Origin of the sequence: Paenibacillus sp. FSL R10-2782, assembly GCF_038592985.1 — a bacterium.
Classification (GTDB): Bacteria; Bacillota; Bacilli; order Paenibacillales; family Paenibacillaceae; genus Paenibacillus; species Paenibacillus terrae_C.
Map to the genome: position 1 here is coordinate 1,572,922 of NZ_CP151951.1, position 17,352 is coordinate 1,590,273.

16 protein-coding genes are annotated in these 17,352 nt (G+C 47.9%); 10 read left to right on the top strand and 6 right to left on the bottom strand.

What is annotated here, in order from left to right:
- Window positions 1–57: 57 nt before the first annotated feature.
- The 4 genes from NST83_RS07265 (at window position 58) to NST83_RS07280 (ending at window position 6,956) form a co-directional block, all read left to right on the top strand.
- On the top strand, window positions 58–1,773 hold the full coding sequence (locus tag NST83_RS07265; RefSeq protein WP_342417129.1) for an ABC transporter ATP-binding protein: 1,716 nt from the start codon (window positions 58–60) through the stop codon (window positions 1,771–1,773).
- 304 nt (window positions 1,774–2,077) lie between these two features.
- Window positions 2,078–4,969, top strand: a complete 2,892-nt coding sequence (locus tag NST83_RS07270) for a 2-oxoglutarate dehydrogenase E1 component (protein WP_342417130.1) — start codon at window positions 2,078–2,080, stop codon at window positions 4,967–4,969.
- A 5-nt stretch (window positions 4,970–4,974) separates the two neighbouring features.
- Window positions 4,975–6,288 (top strand): 2-oxoglutarate dehydrogenase complex dihydrolipoyllysine-residue succinyltransferase, encoded by a 1,314-nt coding sequence (gene odhB, locus NST83_RS07275; protein WP_342417131.1) that lies wholly within the window; start codon window positions 4,975–4,977, stop codon window positions 6,286–6,288.
- Window positions 6,289–6,425: 137 nt separating this feature from the next.
- Window positions 6,426–6,956 carry a YfiT family bacillithiol transferase gene (locus tag NST83_RS07280; RefSeq protein WP_342417132.1) on the top strand — a complete coding sequence of 177 codons (531 nt, stop codon included), beginning with the start codon at window positions 6,426–6,428 and terminating at the stop codon, window positions 6,954–6,956.
- A gap of 121 nt (window positions 6,957–7,077) precedes the next feature.
- Here the strand turns inward: NST83_RS07280 and NST83_RS07285 are convergent, their stop codons facing one another.
- From NST83_RS07285 to NST83_RS07300, 4 genes are all read right to left on the bottom strand, one after another.
- Window positions 7,078–8,055 carry an alpha/beta fold hydrolase gene (locus NST83_RS07285; protein ID WP_342417133.1) on the bottom strand — a complete coding sequence of 326 codons (978 nt, stop codon included), beginning with the start codon at window positions 8,053–8,055 and terminating at the stop codon, window positions 7,078–7,080.
- A gap of 25 nt (window positions 8,056–8,080) precedes the next feature.
- Entirely contained in the window at window positions 8,081–9,055 is a 975-nt protein-coding gene (locus tag NST83_RS07290; RefSeq protein ID WP_342417134.1) for a type I phosphomannose isomerase catalytic subunit, read from the bottom strand.
- 178 nt (window positions 9,056–9,233) lie between these two features.
- Window positions 9,234–9,815, bottom strand: coding sequence for a class I SAM-dependent methyltransferase (locus NST83_RS07295; RefSeq protein WP_342417135.1), 582 nt, complete (start codon window positions 9,813–9,815; stop codon window positions 9,234–9,236).
- On the bottom strand, window positions 9,816–10,769 hold the full coding sequence (locus NST83_RS07300) for a TIGR01212 family radical SAM protein (protein WP_342417136.1): 954 nt from the start codon (window positions 10,767–10,769) through the stop codon (window positions 9,816–9,818).
- Window positions 10,770–11,074: 305 nt separating this feature from the next.
- On the opposite strand from NST83_RS07300, the gene NST83_RS07305 reads away from it, so the two are divergent.
- Window positions 11,075–11,272 (top strand): hypothetical protein, encoded by a 198-nt coding sequence (locus NST83_RS07305; RefSeq protein ID WP_013370066.1) that lies wholly within the window; start codon window positions 11,075–11,077, stop codon window positions 11,270–11,272.
- A 104-nt stretch (window positions 11,273–11,376) separates the two neighbouring features.
- The gene (gene trmB / locus NST83_RS07310; RefSeq protein ID WP_342417137.1) at window positions 11,377–12,090 is read left to right on the top strand and encodes a tRNA (guanosine(46)-N7)-methyltransferase TrmB; all 714 of its coding nucleotides are present in this window, start codon (window positions 11,377–11,379) and stop codon (window positions 12,088–12,090) included.
- Between the two features lie 24 nt (window positions 12,091–12,114).
- Here the strand turns inward: trmB and NST83_RS07315 are convergent, their stop codons facing one another.
- Complete coding sequence (locus NST83_RS07315) at window positions 12,115–13,254, bottom strand: glycosyltransferase (RefSeq protein WP_170970798.1); 1,140 nt, start codon at window positions 13,252–13,254, stop codon at window positions 12,115–12,117.
- 45 nt (window positions 13,255–13,299) lie between these two features.
- Entirely contained in the window at window positions 13,300–13,827 is a 528-nt protein-coding gene (locus NST83_RS07320; protein WP_014280555.1) for a phosphatase PAP2 family protein, read from the bottom strand.
- A 602-nt stretch (window positions 13,828–14,429) separates the two neighbouring features.
- Here NST83_RS07320 and NST83_RS07325 point away from each other — a divergent pair.
- The 4 genes from NST83_RS07325 to rplT all read left to right on the top strand — a co-directional run bounded on the left by NST83_RS07325 (window position 14,430) and on the right by rplT (window position 17,113).
- Window positions 14,430–15,668, top strand: a complete 1,239-nt coding sequence (locus NST83_RS07325; RefSeq protein ID WP_342417138.1) for a glycosyltransferase family 2 protein — start codon at window positions 14,430–14,432, stop codon at window positions 15,666–15,668.
- A 313-nt stretch (window positions 15,669–15,981) separates the two neighbouring features.
- Window positions 15,982–16,479, top strand: coding sequence for a translation initiation factor IF-3 (gene infC / locus NST83_RS07330; protein ID WP_013309378.1), 498 nt, complete (start codon window positions 15,982–15,984; stop codon window positions 16,477–16,479).
- A gap of 20 nt (window positions 16,480–16,499) precedes the next feature.
- Entirely contained in the window at window positions 16,500–16,700 is a 201-nt protein-coding gene (rpmI, locus tag NST83_RS07335; RefSeq protein WP_013309379.1) for a 50S ribosomal protein L35, read from the top strand.
- A gap of 53 nt (window positions 16,701–16,753) precedes the next feature.
- The gene (rplT, locus tag NST83_RS07340) at window positions 16,754–17,113 is read left to right on the top strand and encodes a 50S ribosomal protein L20 (protein WP_007429517.1); all 360 of its coding nucleotides are present in this window, start codon (window positions 16,754–16,756) and stop codon (window positions 17,111–17,113) included.
- Window positions 17,114–17,352: the final 239 nt, after the last annotated feature.

A 17,352-nucleotide genomic window follows, 5' to 3' on the forward strand; every position in this document is an offset into this window, starting at 1 on the left:
CTTTCCAGCGGTTGGAAGCCTGTTCATTAATGAGTATTTACAGAAATGGGGAAAAGCATGCTACGTCGTTTTTTGGAATATTATCGACCGTATCGGTCTTTATTTCTTTTGGATTTTTCGTGCGCGGTCTTTGCTGCGTTGCTGGAGCTAGGATTTCCACTCGCCGTGAATTATGTAGTGGACGACTTATTGCCGCAAAATAACTTAGAGCTGATTCTGTGGGCCTGCGCGGGCTTGCTGGCGATCTATGCGGTAAACACGGTGATGCAGTACATCATTAACTATTGGGGCCATATGCTGGGCGTTAATATTGAAACGGCGATGCGGCGGAAGCTGTTTGAGCATATGCAAAAAATGTCCTTCCGATTTTTTGATAACAACAAGACAGGCAGTCTGATGTCACGGATTACGAATGATTTGATGGAGATTGGCGAAATGGCCCATCACGGGCCGGAGGACTTGTTCATTGCGATTATGACGCTGATTGGGGCATTTGTGCTGATGAGCTCGATTCACTGGAAGCTCGCGCTGCTGATTTTTGCAGTGATTCCGGTGCTGATCTGGTTGTCCATTTATTTTAACAAAAAGATGACCAAGGCCTTCGACACGATGTATACGAGCATGGGAGATTTTAATGCCCGCGTGGAAAATACGATTGGCGGTATCCGTGTAGTGCAAGCCTTTGGTAACGAGCAATTTGAAAAGGTGCGCTTTGACAAGGACAACAACCGTTTTCGGGGTGCAAAGCTGATGGCTTATAAAATCATGTCCAACGGACTGTCGATGAGCTATATGCTGACCCGCATGGTTACGCTGTTTGTGCTGATTTTTGGAGCATATTATGTCATTCGTGGAGAATTGTCGTATGGACAGTTTATCGGATTTATTTTGCTGTCTAATGTATTTTTCCGTCCGATAGATAAAATCAATGCAATTATCGAAAGCTATCCGAAAGGCATTGCAGGCTTCAAGCGCTATACAGATCTGCTGGATACCAACCCGGATGTGGCAGATGCACCGGATGCACGTGCAGTGGAGCATTTGAGAGGAGATATTCGCTATAGCGATATTTCCTTTGGATATGAAGGCAAGGACAAGGTACTCAAAGGAATTGATCTCAACATCCAGGCTGGAGAAACGGTTGCTTTTGTAGGTCCATCAGGGGCGGGGAAAACGACGATTTGCAGCTTGCTTCCCCGTTTTTACGATGTGGAGGGTGGTGCGATTACCATTGATGGTATGGATATCCGCAGTATGACGCTAATTTCACTACGCCGACAGATTGGAATTGTACAGCAGGATGTGTTCCTGTTCTCTGGCACTATTCGTGAAAATATAGTGTATGGCAAGCTGGATGCCAAGGAAGATGAAATATGGGAGGCTGCGCTGCGTGCGCAGCTACATGATTTTATCCGTTCTCAGCCAGAAGGAATGGATACGGTGATCGGTGAAAGGGGTGTGAAGCTGTCTGGAGGTCAAAAGCAGCGACTGGCGATTGCACGGATGTTTTTGAAAAATCCGCCGATTCTCATTTTGGATGAAGCGACTTCAGCGCTGGATACGGAGACAGAGGCTGCGATTCAGCAATCGCTGGCAGAATTGTCTGCCGGACGGACGACACTGGTCATTGCTCACCGACTGGCGACGATCAAAAATGCCAACCGTATTATCGTAGTGACGGAAAAAGGCATTACCGAGCAGGGAAGACATGAGGAGCTGGTTGCGGCGGGTGGAGTGTACAGTCGTCTGCACACTGCCCAATTCGGTTCCTGATACTATGATTTGTACGATAAAAGCGCCAAGGCTTGGGGACAAACCAGTCTCTGGCGCTTGTTTTCATACGAAATAACCTGATTGATCTAATTTATGCATTGGTATGTTGAGAAAAAGGAAATGCTCATTGACGGAAAAGTTTATACAATGGAAGAAGGATAGGAACTGTGAAATTCGACTTTTGATGAAGGATTTCATATAATGTGAGCATATTGTGAACAACTTAATTGAGAATTTTGCGAAAACTGAAATGAAAATGATTTCCGTCCAGCTATGAATTTCAAAATTTGACGGAGGGAACGAGATGACAATGGAAGAGAGCAGCAGACAGGTACCTTGGCAGAGTTATTATGGACCTAATTTAGGTTATGTGCAGGACCAGTATGAAAAGTATGTAGCGGACCCCGGAACAGTTGATCCGGCTTACCGCGAGCTGTTTGATCAATGGGGTGAGCCGCCGCAATCCGAATACTCGGCTGCTTCCATGATAGACTACAAATTGCAAGGCCCCCCGGCAAGCGCTCAGGGACATCTTGATTCGAACACATTACAGAAAGCGGTTACAGCCGGGAAAATGGTGTGGAACATCCGTGAATACGGACATTTGGCTGCACAAATAGACCCGCTGGGACTGGATGCCGAGCAGGATACACGCTTGCTTGATCCGGCATCCTACGGTTTAACTGAACAGGACCTAAAGGCTTTTCCGGCCTCTTTAATATGGGATAATGCTCCCGCTGGAACACTTAACGGCTGGGAAGCTATCCAACGCTTGCGTGTAGCATACACAGGCCCGATTGCCTATGAATTTAGTCACATTCATAACGAAGAGGAACGCCGCTGGCTGAACAGCTACGCTGAATCCGGCTGGTCCTCCAAACCACTCACCACACAGGAACGCAAGGCGTTGCTAGGCAGACTGGTAGAGGTGGAGCAGTTCGAAGAGTTTTTGCATAAAACGTTTGTCGGACAGAAACGTTTTTCCATCGAAGGTAATGATGTCCTTGTACCCGTACTCGACGAAATTATCCGTCTTACGACGAATGCAGGTGCAAGCCACGTGCTGATGGGGATGGCGCATCGTGGTCGTCTGAATGTGCTGGCCCACGTACTGGGCAAGCCTTACAGCAAAATTTTCTCTGAATTTCATCATTCTCCGAATAAGGATCTGATCCCGTCAGAAGGCTCGACAGGAATTAATTACGGCTGGACCGGAGATGTAAAATATCATCTGGGTGCCAATCGTTTTGTAAAGGATGGGGAAGCGGTACAGGCCCGTCTGACATTAGCGAATAACCCGAGTCATCTGGAATACGTGAACCCGGTCGTGCAGGGCTTTTCCCGCGCAGCGCAGGAGGATCGCAGTGAAGCAGGCTATCCGAAGCTGGATGTCAGCAAGGCAGCAACCATTATCATGCATGGCGATGCGGCTTTTCCGGGTGAAGGTATCGTGGCCGAATCACTCAATTTCACGAATTTGCGCGGTTTCCGTAATGGCGGCTCGGTTCATATTATTGTTAACAATCGTCTGGGCTTTACAACGGAAAGCGTGGACTCACGTTCGACCCGCTATGCAAGCGATCTGGCCAAAGGCTACGAAATTCCGATCGTACACGTGAACGCGGACAATCCCGAGGCGTGTATTGCAGCAGCTCGAATGGCAGGAGAATACCGCAACCGCTTCAAGAAGGATTTCCTGATTGATCTGATCGGTTATCGCCGTTATGGTCATAATGAATCCGATGATCCGGAAACAACGCAACCGCTGGTATACAGCAAGGTGAAAAACCATCCAACGGTTAGCAAATTGTACGCTCAAAAACTGATTAAGCAAGGAATCGTGGAAGAAGCGTATAATGCCGGACTTATCGAAAAGGTACAAAATCGGCTCAAGGAAGCACATGAGCATGTGAAGAATAACCCGGAAGAGGAGCCTGTAATTGCTCCTTCCAAGGCAAAACGGGGTCAGGATTCTGTGGTTCGTACGGCTGTAGAGTTGAAAAAGCTGCGCCAGATCAATGAAAACCTGCTGAAATGGCCGAAATCCTTCCAAGTATATCCGAAGCTGGATCGTATTTTACAGCGCAGAAAAACAGCTCTGAACGATGGCGAAAAGGTGGACTGGAGCTTGGCGGAAACGTTGGCTTTGGCTACAATTCTGGCCGATGGCAAACCAATTCGTATGACAGGTCAGGATGCGGAGCGGGCGACCTTTGCTCATCGTAACCTCGTGCTGCACGAGCCTGAAACGGGCAATACACATTGCCCTCTGCACACATTGCCGGAAGCACGCGCTTCGTTCAGTATTCATAACAGTCCGTTGTCTGAGGCGTCTGTCCTTGGCTTTGAATATGGCTATAACGTGTACTCTCCTGAAACGTTAGTGATTTGGGAGGCGCAATTCGGTGATTTTGCCAACTGTGCGCAGGTTATCTTTGACCAGTTCATTTCCGCTGGCCGAGCCAAATGGAGACAGAAATCCAGTCTGGTGATGCTGTTGCCACATGGTAGTGAAGGGCAAGGACCGGAGCATACAAGCGCACGTCTGGAGCGTTTCCTCCAACTGTCTGCACAAAATAACTGGACTGTCGCTAACTTGAGTAGTGCCTCGCAGTATTTCCATCTGCTGCGCCGTCAGGCTGCATTAAGCGAAAGTGAGGAAGCTCGTCCGCTTGTGATGATGTCGCCGAAAAGCCTCATTCGTAACAATCGTGTCGCTTCGCCTGCTTCCGAGTTCAGCGAAGGAACATTCCGTCCCGTGCTGGAGCAGCCTGGATTGGGTGTGCGCCCGGATCGTGTAGAGCGAATTGTACTGTGCAGTGGCAAGATTGCCATTGATTTGGAAGAAGCGTTGGAGAAGGACAAGGCTGAAGCGGAGGAACGTCTTCACATCATTCGCGTCGAGCAGTTGTATCCTTTCCCAGAAGAGGAAATTCGGAATATTTTCAGCCGCTTCCAGCATGTTAAGGAATTTGTATGGGCACAGGAAGAACCGAAAAACATGGGGGCCTGGAGTTACATTGAGCCTCGATTGCGGAATGTAGTGCCGCAAGGAGCGGAAATCCGCTATGCAGGCAGACCGGATCGTTCCAGCCCGGCGAGTGGTTATCAGCAAGTACACAGCCTAGAGCAGCAGCGAATTATTCAATCAGCATTGAAGCAGGATTCCAAAAACAATATTACACTGGGGAGGTAGCGGCTGTGAGCGATATTTTAGTGCCAGCAATGGGAGAATCCATCACGGAAGGAACAATCTCCAAATGGCTTGTGAAGGAAGGGGATTCCGTAGGACAGGGAGATGTTCTACTGGAACTGGAAACCGATAAGGTCAACCTGGAAATTAGCGCAGAAGAAGCGGGCGTAGTCCAGAAAATCCTTCGACAGGAAGGGGAAACGGTGGTTATCGGTGAAGCAGTTGGCTTGATCGGAAGCGGCAGTGGGACTGGTAACGCAGAACCATCCAGTGCCGTAGAAGCAGCAGCGACCCAAGCGCCAGAGGCATCGGCTGTAGCCACTTCGCCTGCTTCCACAGCAGGCGTTGGCAAGTCAGCAGCGGAACAGGCCACACAGCCTATTGCATCCAATGGTGACGGAAACGGTCAGACGGCATCTCCCTCTGCCCGGAAGCTGGCGCGTGAGCGCGGAATTGATCTGGAACAGGTACAGGGGAAGGACCCGCTCGGACGCGTATTCCAGGAGGACGTTAAAACGCATGCGAACAGCGCCCATGCTTCGCGTACTGCATCACCTGCACCTGCGGCTCCCGCTGCGAATAAGTCTGCTGCTGCGTCTCCGTCTCAGACAGAGTACAGCAAGCCGGTAGAACGTCAGCGCATGTCCCGCCGCAGAGCGACCATTGCCAAGCGTCTCGTTGAGGCACAGCAAACGGCAGCTATGCTTACGACCTTTAATGAAGTGGATATGACCGCCATCCTTGATGTTCGCAAACGCCGTAAAGATAAGTTCAAGGAGAAGCACGATGTAGGGCTGGGCTTTATGTCCTTCTTTACGAAGGCAGTGGTCGGTGCGCTCAAGCGTTTTCCTACTGTAAATGCGGAAATTAACGGCGATGATATCGTACTGAAAAAATACTATGATATCGGGATTGCCGTATCTGCGAAGGAAGGGCTGGTTGTACCCGTTGTACGGGATGCTGATCGTCTCGGCTTTGCCGAAATTGAAAAGAGTATTGCAGAACTGGCTGGTAAAGCACGTTCCAATTCGCTTTCATTGGCAGATCTGCAAGGTGGAACCTTTACCATTACCAACGGAGGTATTTTCGGTTCCCTGCTGTCTACGCCAATCCTGAATACACCGCAAGTAGGTATTTTGGGAATGCATAAAATCCAGCTTCGCCCGATTGCCATTGACGAGGAACGTATGGAAAATCGTCCGATGATGTATATCGCGTTGTCCTACGATCACCGGATTATTGATGGCAGCGAAGCGGTTCGCTTCCTGGTAACGGTCAAAGAATTGCTGGAAGATCCGGAATCGTTGTTGCTGGAAGGATAAAATAGATCAACCGTTGTATCCAATCTTAACGTTTATGAAAAAGCAGGCTCTTGCGGGTCTGCTTTTTTTCCTGCATAGTTATAACATAGGATTACAGGTAGTAGGTACTCAGATGCGAAAGAAGGGTGGGGACTGTATTGGATCATGATTTGCGTTACCCGATTGGGCCATTCGTCGTTCCGGATACCATTACAGAAGAACAGCTTGTGGCATGGACTCACGATATTGCTGAACTGCCTTCTCAGCTTCGTCAGGCGGTCGAAGGGCTGGACGAACAACAGTTGAACACGCCTTATCGCGAAGGAGGTTGGACGGTTCGGCAGGTTGTCCATCATTTGGCAGACAGCCATATGAACGGTTATATTCGCTTCAAGCTGGCGCTAACAGAGGATACACCCACGATTAAGCCATATGATGAGGGGCGTTGGGCCGAAATACCGGATGCAAGGGAGCTTCCACTGGAGCCTTCTCTGCAATTGCTGGAAGGGCTGCATGAACGGTGGGTGGTTGTATTGCGTTCGCTGGGGGATGATCAATTACACCGAACGTTTATCCATCCGGAATCGGGTCAGACGATTCGCCTGGAACGAAACATCGGCATCTATGCCTGGCATGGCAAACATCATATAGCTCATATTACTTCCCTAAGAGAACGGAATGCATGGTAATTTTGAACATAACCTCAAAGTAAAAATTAAACACAAAAAAGAAACCTTCAAGTCCACTGTAATCGTGGTTTTGAAGGTTTCTTTTTTATTCCTCCAGCGAAGATGACCTGGAGAAGGCGGATCAACCGGATGTTTCAGAGCCTCCAGACAAAATAGAAACGGAGCTCGCTGCTGTGTTAACATGACGATCCAGCCAATCCACGATATCGGTCATGACCTCGTCGCGGTTCGTTTCATGTAGCATCTCATGTCGGCCGTCAGGATAGAGACGATATTCTACATCCTGAAGCTTCAAACTTCGGTACATATCCACCAGCGATAGAACACCTTTACCGAACAACCCCACCGGATCACGATCCCCGGCAAAAATATAGATTGGCAGCTTGGGATTGATTTTTTCGAGTGAGGAGGGCCAATGAATTTCCTGCAAAAGCCGGAAAAAATCTAGGAAAAAGCCTGTCGTGCAGATGGCACCGCATAACGGATCATGCACGAATTGGTCTACTTCATCGGGATCGCGGGATAACCAGTCGAACGCTGTACGCACCGGACGAAAGGCTCGATTAAACCCGCCGAAGACCATAGCGTTGAGCAGTATGCTGCGGTGATCCATTCCTTGCAGTTTGGCTTGCAGCAGGGCAACTTGTTCTCCAAGTTTCAGCAGGCCACGTCGCCCGTTCGTTCCCGATAAAATAAATCCGTGATACTGCTGCTTATCATCATACATGATTTTCTGGGCTAAAAAGGATCCCATACTGTGACCAAGCAAAAAACGAGGCTGATCCGGAAACTCCTTGGCCGCAATTTCGCCCAGATCCAGCATACCGCTTGCCATTCGTTGGAATGCATTCGCTCCCGGCATGCCAAGCTTATCAGAATCACCGGCGGTACGTCCGTGGCCGATATGATCGTTGGCATATACACCATAGCCGGAAGCTGTAAGCTTCTCAGCCAAGCGAATATAGCGGTAGGACGTCTCACACATCCCGTGCGAAATCTGCACGATTCCCCGCACGGCTGTACGCTGATCCGGTAGCCATCGGTAGGCAAAAAGCTCCGTTCCGTCATTTTCAGCGATGGTGAAGGTATATTCCCGCATAATTAGACAACACACCCTTTAAGCTTTAAGGAAGATAAGATCTAAGGATAGTCATTCCGTCATTCAGCGTGTAACCACCCAGATTAGCGGGTAGCAGGAAGCAATCTCCGGCTTTGCAGGAGAGAGACGACGAATGATTGTCCCATGTTAATGTACCGCTGCCTTCGCAAATCACGAGAATGGTAAAGCTGTCATCAGTTGTGGAAAGCGTCCAGCTTCCTTCTACGATACCCTTTTCCACGACAAAATACTCACAGGCTGCGAGTTGAAGCCATTCACCCGGCTGCAAACCATCTGTCTTCATCGTTGTTGCACCAGCCTCCTCATAAGAGGTCACATTGAGGGAATCCTCGATATGTAGCTCACGGGGCTTGCCATCCAGACCAGGACGGTTGTAGTCATATAGCCGATAGGTGGTATCTGAATTTTGCTGAATTTCAGCGACAACAACGCCCGCACACAACGCATGTACGGTTCCAGCAGGGATGAAAAATGTATCGCCTGCCTCAACAGGAACCTGACGCAAGCTGCCCAGGATGTCTCCGCTTTCAAGGGCGGTACGCAGGCTGTCCCGGGTCACGCCCTCGGTCAAACCGTAAATAATTTTGGCATCCGGCTTGGCATCAAGCACGTACCACATTTCAGTTTTTCCCAGCTCTCCGGCTGGAAGTCCTGAATAATCATCTGTCGGATGCACTTGCACGGACAGATCGTCATTGCAATCCAGCAGCTTGATCAGAAGCGGAAAACGTCCCCCTTTTTCCGATACGCCCTTGGCCCCGAGCCAATCCTGCCCGTAGGTTTCCCGAATTTCATCCAGCCCCTTGCCAGCCAACTCGCCATTGATGACCGTTGTGGTTCCATTTGGATGATCTGCAATCATCCAACCTTCGCCAATATGCCCTTCCGGCGGGGTCAAGCCGAATTGTTCTAAGGCTCGTCCTCCCCAAACTCTCTCTTTGAACTCAGGTTGAAATTGCAGCGGATATGGCTTTAGCATAATTCTCTCCTCCATAATGAGTAATGAGTGCGACCTAACAGAATAGGGAAATCAGAAACGTGCCGCTGAGGCAATAAAACTGGGATGAATAGCCCGAACGACGCTCAAAAAAATATATATGTAAGGCGGCCAAAAAAAGCCGCTCATAACCTGAATATGCGAATTTAAAAATCTGACATTATTTCTTTTCAACCGCCACTACGTAAGGCGAAGCAGCTCGTTGTAATTGGCGATAAATTATGCTTTGACCACTGGATACCGGGAGGGCGGAGGCCCATTGAAGGACAGCTTCTGCTTCCTCGCCGCCTCCAGCGTGCCCCGGATACAGTACGGTGGTCAGAATGCCGCGTGGGCGCAGCAGATACAGTGCCGCATCAAGAGCAGCGAGTGTACTGTCGGTATGCGTGATAACAGACGGATCAGCGCCTTCCGAGGGCAAGTAGCCGAGGTTAAACATGACCGCAGCGACTTTGCCATGCAGCTTGTCGGGGACGGCCTCCCGCATCTGCTCATGGCCTTGCAGCAATAGCGATACCTCCGCCAGTGAGGGAGAGGTGTCTTCATCGAGCCGACGAAGAGTAAGCTGCAACGCCTCCTGCTGGATATCGAAGCCGTAGACACGTCCCCGTCTGCCGACGGCTTTAGCCAGGAAAAGTGTATCCGCGCCAGTGCCGACTGTAGCATCTATAGCGATATCGCCCGGCTGGACTCGCGCAGCTACCAACTGATGAGCATAGCTCAGTACAGACAGGAAGCCCATTTAAGGCTGCCTCCAATACTTGCCTTGCCACGTTTCACGTGATTTTAGCTCATCGTCAATGGCGTTAAGCACTTCCCATTTTTTGAGCGACCACATCGGACCCATCAGCAAATCGCGTGGTGCATCCCCGGTCAACCGATGAACGATCATTTCGGGCGGCAAAAATTCCAGCGTATCGACGATCAGCTTGACGTATTCATCTTTTTCCAGAAAGCGTAGCAATCCGGCTTCATACTGCTTGACCATCGGCGTTTTGCGCATGAGATGCAGCAGGTGGATTTTGATGCCCTGCACATCCATAGCCGCCACTGCGCGACCTGTGTCCAGCATCATTTGATGCGTTTCCTGCGGCAGTCCGTAAATGATGTGCGCGCACACGCGAATATTGCGCTTGCGCAGCTTTTCCACCGCATCCAGATAGCATTGAGTGTCGTGGGCGCGGTTAATCAGCTCCGAGGTGGATTCATGGACGGTTTGCAGGCCCATTTCGATCCACAGGTATGTGCGCTCGTTCAGCTCGGCAAGGTAATCCACTACATCGTCAGGCAGGCAATCGGGACGTGTAGCGATGGACAGACCGACAACGCCGGGCTGCTCCAGAATGACCTCGAAGTATTCGCGCAGCTCCTCAACCGGGGCATACGTATTCGTATAGGCTTGAAAATAGCCGATATATTGGGCGTTTGGCCATTTTAGATGCTGACGGTCCCGAATCGTATTGAATTGGGTGACGAGATCGTCCCGGCGGCGTCCGGCAAAATCACCAGATCCCCGTGCGCTGCAAAAGGTGCAGCCTCCTTTGGCAATGGAACCATCCCGGTTCGGACAGGTAAAGCCTGCATCCAGCATGACTTTGAATACTTTATTTTGAAATTGCTCGCGCATTTCGTAATTCCACGTATGGAACCGTTTATCTCCCCACAGGAGAGAAGCAGGCAACAAATCTGTTTTCATGGGTGTACTCCTTTTTTTTGCGATCACCCTATTGTAACAAAAATCAGTCGGAATTGGGAATCACTTGAGAGCGAAAGGCGAGAGAAAGTGCGGATTTTATTGGATTCAGGATTGAAAAAGGTTACACCATGTGTTATATTGTAAGCGGTACCAGACATAATATAAAAGGACTGTTTTCGATCCTGAAAATAAAAGTTAACCATCGGCTAATGATTATTTTTCAGGGCAGCTATGCTGCTTCTATCGCCTGCTTTAGGGTAAATGCACGTCGGTTCCATCACTAATAACCCGTGAGGTGATCTTTTATGAATACGCAGGATAAAACGCGTATGGATAAAGTTACGGTTGAGTTAACCTTTGACGAGGCTTTGGCGCTGACTGGTGTCCGTTTTGGGCAAGACCGCCAGATTGGAACGGCCGCTCGTCAAAAAATCAGAGCCGCTTGCCAAAAGACGATTGATTTTTCACCTGCTGATGGGGTAGACTATGAACAATTAAATTAGTTGGACCCCAATCCAAATATATTGAAAAAGGAATTTCATTTCCGTATCTTCAAGCGGGGGTGAAATTCCTTTTTCCTTGATAACAGAGTATATGGAGGAGTAACATGCGTTTACGCGGAAGAAAAGGAATACGGGAAAGTCTGGAAGAACAGCAGGACCTGGTCATCTTGGAGCCGGGACAGTACAAAGGAAAGTGGCAGCAGCTCTTTGGGAATGATCATCCGATTCATGTGGAGTTCGGTATGGGCAAAGGGCGTTTTATCAGCCAAATGAGTTATCGTAATCCAGAAATCAATTATATTGGCTTTGATATGTATGATGAGCTGGTGCGTCGCGCAGCGGAAAAGTCGCGTCTGGCCTGGAGTGATACAGAGGTTGATACGCCGCCCAATATCAAATTGGCGCTTGCCAACATTGAACAGATTGAGAATGTTTTTGAACCTGGGGAAATTGAGCGCATTTATTTGAATTTTAGCGATCCGTGGCCTAAAGCCAAGCACGCGCGTCGTCGTTTGACACATCCACGCTTTTTGGACAAGTACCGGCAACTTTTAAACAGCAAGGGGCAAATTCATTTCAAAACCGACTCGGAGACGCTGTTTGAGTTCTCGCTGAATTCGTTTGCTGATAGTGGTCTGCAAATGACGAATATATCGTTGAATCTTCATCGTGATGGTATCAACGAAGAGCATGTCATGACCGAGTACGAGCATAAATTTATGGGTAAAGGCATGAACATCCACCGTGTCGAGGTGTTGATTGGCAAAAATGTATTGGAAGAGTATGAGAAAATGCGTCTTGAGAAGTATGGGAAATAAATAAAAAAACAGGGTGCTTCCTTTTTAGGAAAGCACCCTGTTTGGTTCCAGTATATCCAAAATACTCTGTGCACTCTGAAGAGGATAATATCGCGCTACATTATGAACGTGATCCTGTCGCTTGCGAACGATTTCCGGAAATTCGTGTAACAGCCGGTTCATCCATTTAACGACAACATCCAGCGAAGTAATCGGTTCTCCGAAGCCTTGAGCCGTAAAGTATTGACAATTTTCTTCTTCCTGTCCGGGGAGAGGCTTGTGAAACAACATCGGAATCCCTTTTGCCAGGCCCTCGGTGCATGTCATTCCGCCGGGCTTGGTAATAAGCAGATCCGATACCTCCATTAATTTGTCGATTTCCCGCGTAAATCCAAAAATATGAATATTCGGATGAATAAAGCGGGGATCCAGCTGCAATTTACGACGAATTTTATCATTATGCCCCAGACAAAAAATAAATTGAATGTTTTCTCTCCAGTGGGTAAGCGATCGATGAATGACTTCGTCGTTCATCAGACCCCAGCCGCCTCCCATAACGAGCACCGTGGGAATCGGCTTAAGACCGAATTGGTCCCGGATTTCGTCGTGCCCCGGATGTTCCCAGAAATTTGGATGAACCGGAATACCCGTTACTTGAATTTTTGACATAGGTACTCCGCGTGTACGCAGCTTACGCATGACTTCAGGTGTAGATACAAAGTACCGGTCCACCTCGGGACTGATCCACGTTCCATGCGCATCGTAGTCTGTAATGACGGTACAGAGCGGAACATGTACGCCCAAGCGCTTCAAACGTGAAATCACTGCACTTGGGATGGGATGAGTGCATACCACCAAATCAGGACGAAGTTGCCGAAGAATGTTTCGGGTCTGCGTGTAGAACAGACGGTGCAAAGCGAGCGTTGTAAGACGGTTTAATGATTTTTTATACTGATGACGGTAAACCATTCCGATCAGGCGAGGCTGCGATATGACAGTCTTCTTATACGCTGTAATAATGAGCGGAGCCATTCTCGGATTCAAAAAGCTCCCTAATTCCAGCACTCTGGTCTGCACATTCGGAGAAAGCTTGCGCAAACTGCTTGAGAGTGCGTACGCAGCTTGAGTATGTCCGGCACCGAAACCTTCCGATAATAATAACACTCGTTTTTTAGCCACTCTCATTTCACCTGTTCCTGCTGGGATGTTCTCAATCATACCATATCGGCTTTAAGGCCAGAATGCAACCGTTCCTATTGCTGCTGATGTGCCGATGACCGCTCCTGCGAGTACGTCCGTAGGATAGTGGAGTCCCAGGTAAATTCGGGAAAACCCCACAATCAGTGCGATAGGAAGCAAAAGCAGTGTTAGCATGGGTGACTGTAGCATAAAAGGAACGGTTACTGAAAAAATAGCGGTTGTATGCCCTGAAGGAAAAGAATGATCCGACAGGGGATTTCGGAACGTATTCGTATCTGGCAGTGCCAGGTAGGGACGAATCCGCGGGTACAGCTTTTTGGCGATGGCTACAGGGATGTGGCTGACTCCAAGCGCGATGGCCCCCTTCATACCGGATTCCTTCCATGGAAGCGGAGCGAGCAGCCATACAAGCAGTGTAGAGGTGATTGTAAAGGTCGCTCCACCCAGATGTGTAAGATAATAAAGCCAGAAGTTCAAAAAACGATTGTGTAAGCGTCCGTTGATCCATTTGAACAACTGCTGCTCCAGATTTACAAGTTTTACGACTAAACGTTGCATTTGGTTTCCTCCGGTTGCCGTGCCGGGTTGGTCGGCAAATATTTTGAGCCACTTGGACAGAATCAGGTGATAAGTCATTATTCTCTTGCTCTCATCATATTTTTAAACGCTGCTCATTTCAAGGATCACAACTTATCTGGTTCAATTCTACACAAAAATGTTAATGGAATATAAGTTGAATTGTATAACTTTCTTTGCGTTCATTCGTCTAATACGATAGAGTATTTAGAAGTGGCTGCTAAATGGGCCACAAAAAGGAGGGACTAAAGAAATAAAAAGTTAGCAAATGGATGAAAATAAGACCTACCGTCATGTTATGAAAGGATCAGCGTCGTATTCCTGGTTCAAACGGGAGTTTGTCGTGTTTTTTTGCTGCTGAGAACGGTTTAAAGGCTTTGACAAAAGATTGAAAACCAACGAAAATCGTAATGGCGTTCCTGTGTCAGCCAATAGGGGGCTGCGCACAGTCAATGAAAAAAGCAAGGGTCGGGTCAAAAACTACAAAAAAAGGCGCGCAAAGCGCCGCAACTTGCGCTACACAGATAGAAAACAAACAAACGCAAGATTTTTAAGGGGTATAAAAAAGGGGGTAACAAGAGATTATGTTAGACGCCATTTTCGTGACGCTCCAGATTATATTGGCGCTGATCGCGGTCTATCAGTTTGGATTCTCCTTGTTCGGTCTGGTTCGCAAAAAAAGGAAAGAGCATGCGGCTCCGGAAAAATCATTTGCCATTTTGGTCGCTGCCCACAACGAGGAACAGGTTGTTGGAGCATTGATGGAGAACTTGAAGCAACTTGATTATCCAAAGGAACTGTACGATGTATTCGTTATTTGTGATAACTGCACGGACAAGACGGCGGATATCGTTCGAGCACACGGCATGAATGCTTGTGAACGTACGAACCCGAATTTGCGTGGTAAAGGCTACGCCATTGAGTGGATGCTCAAGGAATTGTGGGCTATGCCACGTCAATATGATGCGATTGTCATGTTCGATGCTGACAATTTGGCACATACGAATTTCTTGAGTGAAATGAACAACGACTTGTGCACAGGTGCCCGCGTTATCCAGGGGTACATTGATACGAAGAATCCTGAGGATTCATGGATTACTGCGGCATACGGGGTATCTTACTGGTATATCAACCGTTTGTGGCAGTTGTCACGTCACAACCTGAACATGGCTAACTTCCTTGGTGGTACAGGCATGTGCTTTGAAACGAATCTGCTCAAGGAAATGGGCTGGGGTGCGACGAGTCTGGTAGAGGATTTGGAGTTTACCATGCGTTGTACGCAACGTAATGTATATCCGAGATTTAATTATGATGCCAAGGTATATGACGAGAAGCCGTTGACTTTTAAAGCTTCCTCCAGACAACGTCTGCGCTGGATGCAGGGTCACTTTACAGTCGCTCGCCGTTATTTCTTCCCGCTGCTGTGGCAGAGCATCAAGCATAGAAGTCTGATTAAATTCGATATGGCTCTCTATGGTCTGAATGTGTACATCGTACTGTTCACTTTCTTGATGACAGCAGCGATGTGGGTGGATATTGCGTTCTTCGGGGGACCTAATATTGAAAATATCTATGTGCAATTTCCGGCTTGGACCGGTGTTATAGCAGTTGGGTTGAACGTTTCAACCTTTGTGATTGCGATGATTCTGGAGAAGGTCACGTTCAAAAAAGTGTATCTTTATTTGCTGCTATTCCCTGTCTATCTGATTTCGTGGTATCCGATTACGTTCTATGCGTTCTTCACGCAAAACAACAAGCAATGGAGCCACACCCAGCATACGCGTGTCGTTCGGCTGGAAGAAGTTCAAAGCAAGCAGGGCTAAATGCAGAAGCACATATAAGTGTTTCACAAATCCTAACTATTTTTAATAAATGTGTTGACACTCTGGTGAGTTGCGTGATATGATGATCAAGTGTGTTAATTGAAAAAGTATGGATTAACAAGTAGAAGGTCCGACTTCTCACCTGTCCGGTATTGCCGGCTGGTCTTGATCCAATGATTTGTGAATTGAACTTTCATGATGAATTGAGTATCAGACAGGGATGTCGGCTGCATAGTCGTCATCCCTTTTTTGTGCTTTAATACAATACAACAATAACAGGTTCTGGAGGTGGAGGGTTATTAGTAAGGAACATATGATCAATGATGAGATTCGGGTGAGAGAAGTACGTCTGGTTGGTGCTAACGGGGAACAAATCGGGATTACGCCGACTCGTGAAGCTCTACAAATGGCGATTGACGCCAACTTGGATCTCGTGAACGTGGCGCCTCAAGCGAAGCCGCCCGTGTGTCGGATTATGGATTACGGAAAATTCCGCTACGAACAACAGAAGAAAGAAAAGGAAGCCCGTAAAAACCAGAAGATCGTTGACATCAAAGAGGTATGGTTCCGTTCCAACATCGAGGAGCATGATTACCAGACCAAGTTTCGCAATGTGGTGAAGTTCCTGAATGAAGGGGACAAGGTGAAATGCTCCGTTCGTTTCCGCGGTCGTGAAATCACCCATGCTAACGTGGGTCAAAAGATTCTCGAACGTGTGAAATTGGAAGTTGCTGATCTTTGTACCGTGGAGCGCCAACCCAAGCTCGAAGGACGCAGCATGATTATGATATTGGCTCCAAAGAGTCAATGACAAATTAAGGAGGAAGTTCAATGCCTAAAATGAAAACACATAGCAGCCTTAAAGGCCGCTTCAAGATTACTGGTACCGGTAAAGTAATGCGTTACAAAGCTTACAAAAACCACTTGCTTTCCCACAAATCCAAACGTGCAAAACGCGTTCTGGGTACTAACCCTGAGATGGCGCCTGGGGACGTTAAGCGTCTGAAACAAGGTCTTGCTAACCTGAAATAGCACACAGTACGGCAATGAATTAAGCATAAACATTATTTGGGAGGTCTTTTGATATGGCAAGAGTAAAGGGCGGATTCGTCGTTCGTCGTCGTCATAAAAAAGTATTGAAGCTTGCTAAAGGTTATTTTGGTTCCAAACACCGCATTTTTAAAACAGCTAACGAGCAGGTAATGAAATCGCTTGTTTACGCATACCGTGACCGTCGTCAGACGAAACGTAACTTCCGCAGACTGTGGATCGTGCGTATCAATGCAGCAGCTCGCTTGAACGGTTTGTCTTACAGCAAACTGATGCACGGCCTGAAATTGGCTGGTGTGGACATTAACCGCAAAATCCTGGCTGATCTTGCAGTCAACGATATCAATGCGTTCAACTCTTTGGCAACTGTTGCTAAAGGCAAAATCAACGCTTAATTATTGAGATGAAGGTGTTGAAACCGCGAAAGTGGTTGGAAAGGTATCCCGAGCAGTATACTGTGTAGGGATGCCTTTTTTTGTACATACTTAATGAAATGAAAAAAGTCCAAATTATTCAAAATACGAATAAACATGACGTCTGATGACAGAATGTATGGATTTTGCAATATGTGTAGCGCTTACATTGATTCATTTTCAAAAAAAATTGACCCAAGGTTATTAATCATCTGGATTTT